The sequence below is a fragment of the Mycobacterium sp. NGS45 genome, from assembly GCF_059812645.1.
Map to the genome: position 1 here is coordinate 1 of NZ_JCALDB010000048.1, position 3,007 is coordinate 3,007.

The 3,007-nt window shown below is 64.6% G+C and carries 1 protein-coding gene; it reads left to right on the forward strand.

Annotated features, from left to right (window positions below; all coding sequences use genetic code 11):
• The coding region (locus AC5Y3P_RS22235) for a condensation domain-containing protein (RefSeq protein ID WP_500048103.1) at positions 1–3,007 on the forward strand (3,007 nt) is incomplete at both ends.

The window sequence follows — 3,007 nt, forward strand, 5'->3', positions numbered from 1 at the left end:
CGCGGCCGCGGTATATGGCGGCGAGAACGCCGACCACCTGGTGGCCTATGTCAGTCTGCAGCAGACCAGTAGCGCCGATCGTGATGCCGAGGTGGTGGATCATTGGCAACAGATCTACGACGAGCTGTACGACGAGGATCTCGAAGTTGCCGACTTCGGCAGTGATTTCCGGGGCTGGAACAGCAGTTACACCGGCGAACCGATCCCGCTCGAGCAGATGCAGGAGTGGCGGGCAACCACGGTCGACCGGATTCTCGCCCTGCAGCCGCGACGGGTGCTCGAGATCGGTGTCGGTTCGGGACTGATGCTGTCCCAAGTTGCGCCACGATCCGACGAGTACTGGGGCACGGATTTCTCGGCACCAGTCATTGCGAGGTTGCAGGCGGCAGTCGCGGGTCAACGGTGGGGGAACCGGGTCCAGCTGTCGACCCAGCCCGCCCATCTCACCGACGGGTTGCCACCGGCGTACTTCGACACCATCATCATCAACTCGGTAGTGCAGTACTTCCCGAATGCGGGATACCTCGCCGAGGTCATCGCCAGCACGGTGGAAGTGCTCGCTCCGGGCGGAGCGCTGTTCATCGGCGATGTCCGCAATCACAGCCTGCAAGGCGCATTCCAAACCGGTATCGCCCTGGCCCAGAATGACTCTGAGGACATCGACGAGCTGCGCGCGCGAATTCAGCGGGCCGTCGTCGGTGAGCCGGAACTGTTGTTGGCCCCGGAGTTCTTCACCGCGTGGGCGACCGGACAGCCGGCGGTGGGTGCGGTCGGCATCGAGGTCAAGCGCGGTGAGGCCGACAACGAACTCACCCGTTACCGCTACGACGTCGTCATCCACAAGAGCCCCGGCGCCGTCTGCTCGGTGGCGGATGCGCCGGCGTGGACCTGGGCCGACTCCGCCGGAATATCCGGACTGCAGGCCGAACTGATGGCGCGGCGCCCAGCGCTCGTGCGGGTGAGCGGCATACCACGGGCAAGCGTGATCGCGGACGTGCAGGCCGAGCAGTCGCTGGAAGCCGGAAAACCGTTGGAGAAGTTGCGGTCTCGGTCCCATACCGGCCCACGCTGTGACGACGCGACACCCGAACAGTTGTATCGACTCGCGCAGGCGATCGGCTATCGAGCGGCGGTGACTTGGGGCGCAGTACCCGGAACTGTCGACGCGGTGTTCATCGCCCCCGGACATCCTGGTCACGATTCAGTGCTCACCGGCCTGTACCTGCCACCCGCGGGCGCATCGCGCCGCACCAGCCATGCCAACGATCCCGACACCAACAGCAAGATCAGCGCGGTGCGCCAGCAGGTCAGCGCTCGACTGCCCGAATACATGGTCCCGACCCACATCGTGGTACTCGATGAGTTCCCGGTGACCTCGTCCGGAAAGATCGACCGCAAGGCTCTGCCGGAGCCCGTTCTGGCCGCCGCGGTATTCCGGGCACCGGCGACCACGACCGAGAAGACCGTCGCCGAGGTGTTCGCCGAGGTGCTGGGCATGGATCGGATCGGTCTGGACGACGATTTCTTCGCGCTGGGCGGAGATTCTCTGATCGCAACTCGGGTCGGCGCCCGACTGCAGGCCGCGTTGGGTCGCCAGGTGCCGGTCCGGTACCTGTTCGAAGCACCAACTGTCGGCGGCTTGGCCGACTATTTGGATCGCAACCAGGGTCAGACAGTTCGGCCGCCATTGACGACCCAGGAGCGTCCTGCGGTTCTGCCGCTGTCGTTCGCGCAGAAGCGGCTGTGGTTCTTGGAGCAGCTGCAGGGTCCGTCAGCGGTCTACAACATGGTTCTGGCATTGCGGATGACCGGACATCTGGCAGCGGATGCACTGGGTGCGGCGATCGCAGATGTAGTGGGTCGCCAGGAGAGCCTGCGCACGCGGTTCGTGGCGGCGGACGGTGTTCCGAGTCAGGTTGTGGTTCCGGTTGCGGACGCTGATTTTGGTTGGCGGGTTGTTGATGCCGGTGGTTGGTCGGTGCAGCAGCTCGAGGAGGCCGTCGGTGTGGCGGCTCGGTACAACTTTGATCTTTCTGTGGATGTTCCGTTGCGGGCCACGTTGTTCCGGGTGGGTCCCGACGAGCATGTGTTGGTGGCGGTGGTGCACCATATCGCTGCTGATGGGTGGTCGGTGCCGCCGTTGGTGGCGGATTTGGGTGCGGCTTATGCCAGTCGCAGTGCGGGCAATGCGCCGCAGTGGGCGCCGTTGTCGGTGCAGTACGCCGACTACACCTTGTGGCAACGCGAACACCTCGGGGACATCGGTGACCCCAGCAGTCGGATAGCCGAGCAGTTGGCTTATTGGGAGCAGTTGCTGGCCGACCTGCCGGAGCGGTTGGAGTTGCCGACGGATCGGCCGTATCCGCCGGTGGCTGATTATCAGGGCGCCAGTGTGGCGGTGGAGTGGCCGGCGCAGTTGCAGCGTCGGATCGCTGCGGTGGCTCGTGAGCACAATGTCACCAATTTCATGGTGGTGCAGACCGCGTTGTCGGTGGTGTTGTCCCAACTGAGCGCGAGTACCGATGTGGCAGTGGGCATCGCGAACGCCGGCCGCGGTGAACCGGCACTCGACGATCTGGTGGGATTCTTCGTCAACACGTTGGTGTTGCGGGTGGACCTGTCTGGTGATCCGAGTGTGGCTGAGCTGTTCCAGCAGGTGCGGCAGCGCAGTCTGGCCGCGTTCGAGCATCAGGATGTGCCGTTCGAGGTGCTCGTCGATCGACTCAACCCGACCCGTTCGCTGACCCACCACCCCCTCGTCCAGGTGATGCTGACCTGGCAGAACCTGCCTTGGCACAGCAGCGGCCCGGCAGCCGGCCTCACCCTCGGCGATGTCCAGGTGGTCGCCCTGGAGGCGAAGACCCACACGGCCAGAACAGATTTGGTGTTCTCCTTGGCCGAGAACTTCACCGCTGCCGGGGATAGCGCCGGGATCAGCGGTTTGGTGGAGTTCCGTACCGATGTGTTCGATGCGGCCAGTGTCGAGGTGTTGGTGGGTCGTTTGCAG